This is a genomic window from Streptomyces sp. (assembly GCF_031178505.1).
GTDB lineage: Bacteria > Actinomycetota > Actinomycetes > Streptomycetales > Streptomycetaceae > Streptomyces > Streptomyces gulbargensis.
Map to the genome: position 1 here is coordinate 1 of NZ_JAPSIW010000953.1, position 2,224 is coordinate 2,224.

Genomic DNA, 2,224 nt, shown 5'->3' on the forward strand with positions numbered 1-2,224 from the left:
GCTGCGGCGGACGGCCCGCGAGCTGTTCGACCGGCTGCGGACCACGGTGCAGCACGCGCCCGCCGAGGTCGTCGTGGTGCGGGCGGCGACGCTGCCGAAGACCTCCTCCGGCAAGAAGCGGCGCGGGGCGTGCCGCGAGCTGTACCTGTCGGGCGGTCTCCAGGTGGTGTCCGGGGCCCGCTGACGGGTGCCGCGGCGGGGGCCGGCCGGGGCGGGCCGGTGTGCCGGCCGGGGGTGGGCCGCCGGCGCGGGAGCGGAGGGCGCGGCGCTGGCGGTGCGGGAGGAGCGGCGTGGAGGCGCGGGAGGCGCGGGAGGCGCGAGGGCGGTGCGGGTCCGGGAGTACCGGGTCGGCCGGAAAACCCGTGCGGGCCGCGTCGGGCGGCCGGGCCGCAGGCCGGGGTTGCCGGGAAGCCGCGCCGGACCGGACGGAAAACCCGTGTCGGCCCCGCCGATCGCAAGCCTGGAGATGGGCCGGGTCGACCGGAAAACCTGTGCGCGCTCCGCCGGGCGGAAGGCCCCACCGCAGGCCGGGGAACAGAAACCCGCGCCGACCTCATCGGGGCGGCCCACGCCGACCCGGTGGCCCCGCGGGCAGGCCGGATCCCGTGGGCCCCGCCAGGTGCGGCGGGGTCCACGGGTGTGTCCGGGGCGCGGCCCCGGTGGTCAGCGCTGTTCGTCGACGAAGCTGCTCGCCACGTGCGCGGCGAGCGAGACCAGTTCGTCGGTGGCGCGGACGTACCGCAGCAGCGTCGGCAGGTGTCCGGTCACCATGAGATCGCCGTCGAGCATGCCCTCGATGGGGTCGATCTCGCCTTCGATGACGCCCTTCCACGCCGTGTAGGGGGCGCGGATCACGAAGGTGGCGTCCTTGGCTCGGGTCTCGCCGACGTCGTACTCCGCCCACTTGCACTTGCCGCCGCCGAATTCGGTGAGGCACCAGATGTCGGCCGGGACACCGCGCTCCTCCTCCGCCTCGAAGACGAACGCGATGTCGGCCTCGAACGTGCTCGCCGCCTCCTCGAACTCCTCCGAGTCGTTGATGAGCCGGACATATGCCTGCAGCCACTCGGCGCTGGGAAAGACGCTCACGAAGTCCCCTCGGTCTCGTACGGTCCGGTCCTCCGTTGTAGCCCGGTGCGGGGCTCCGCCCACAGGGCCATCGGGACGTCCGTGCCGCAGCACCTCCGGGCAGCCCGTCCGGTCACCCCGATCGGACGCGGGGCGCGCACGAACGACGCTCCGATCCGCGCTGTCGGCGCGCGGCCCCTCCGCCCAGGCTGGCCGCATGACCATTGAGGCAGAGGGGCTGCACAAGGCCTACGACGACGGCACGGTCGCGCTCGACCGGGTCGACTTCTCGGTCCGCGCCGGCGAGGTGTTCGGCTATCTCGGGCGGAACGGCGCCGGCAAGACCACCACCGTGAGGATCCTGTCGACCCTCGTCCGGCCGACCTCGGGGACGGTGCGGGTGCTGGGGCTCGACGTCGTCCAGCGGCGGCAGGAGGTACGGGACCGGATCGGGCTGTCGCTCCAGCAGGCGGCGCTGGACCCGCTGATGACGGGCCGTGAGCACCTGGCGCTGATCGCCTCGCTGCGGGCCGGCGGGCGTCGGGGCACGCGGGGCCCGGGGCGCCGGGAGCGCGCGGCCCGGGTGGAGGAGCTGCTGGCGTCGTTCGGCCTGACGGAGGTGGCGGACCGACTGGTCGCCACGTACACGGTGGGCATGCGGCGGCGGCTCGACGCCACCCTCGCGCTGGTGCACCGGCCGTCGCTGCTGTTCCTCGACGAGCCGACGACCGGGCTCGACCCGCAGAGCCGGCGGGCCCTGTGGTCGTTCGTACGGCGCTTCCGCGAGGACGGCGGCACGGTGTTCCTCACCACCCAGTACCTGGACGAGGCCGACGCTCTCTGCGACCGGATCGCGATCCTGAAGGACGGCCGGGTCGCGGTCGTCGACACCCCGCAGGGTCTCAAGCGCGGCCTCGGCGGCAAGGTCCTGAAGCTGCCGGCGGACGAGCCGGGCGTACGGGACACGGCGGTGGCGCTGGTCGGGGAGCCGGCCTGCCGGGTGGACGGCACGGTCCTGACCGTGGACCTGTCCGCCCGCGAGGAGCTGCTGCCGGAGCTCCTCGGCCGGCTGCGGGACGCCGGTCTGCCGCTGAACCGGATGACGGTGGCCGACCCGACCGTGGAGGACGTGTTCGTCCGTCTGACCGGCGACACC

The 2,224-nt window shown here is 74.8% G+C and carries 3 protein-coding genes; 2 read left to right on the forward strand and 1 reads right to left on the reverse strand.

Features of this window, described 5'->3' with window-relative positions; genetic code table 11:
- Positions 1 to 184 (forward strand): hypothetical protein (locus RIF68_RS34950; RefSeq protein ID WP_375165791.1); only part of this gene is annotated, 184 nt, incomplete at its 5' end.
- Positions 185 to 663: 479 nt separating this feature from the next.
- Here RIF68_RS34950 and RIF68_RS34955 read toward each other — a convergent pair.
- Positions 664 to 1,089 carry an SCP2 sterol-binding domain-containing protein gene (locus RIF68_RS34955; RefSeq protein WP_309055563.1) on the reverse strand — a complete coding sequence of 142 codons (426 nt, stop codon included), beginning with the start codon at positions 1,087 to 1,089 and terminating at the stop codon, positions 664 to 666.
- 196 nt (positions 1,090 to 1,285) lie between these two features.
- Between RIF68_RS34955 and RIF68_RS34960 the strand changes: the two genes are divergently transcribed.
- The coding region (locus RIF68_RS34960; RefSeq protein WP_309055565.1) for an ATP-binding cassette domain-containing protein at positions 1,286 to 2,224 on the forward strand (939 nt) is incomplete at its 3' end.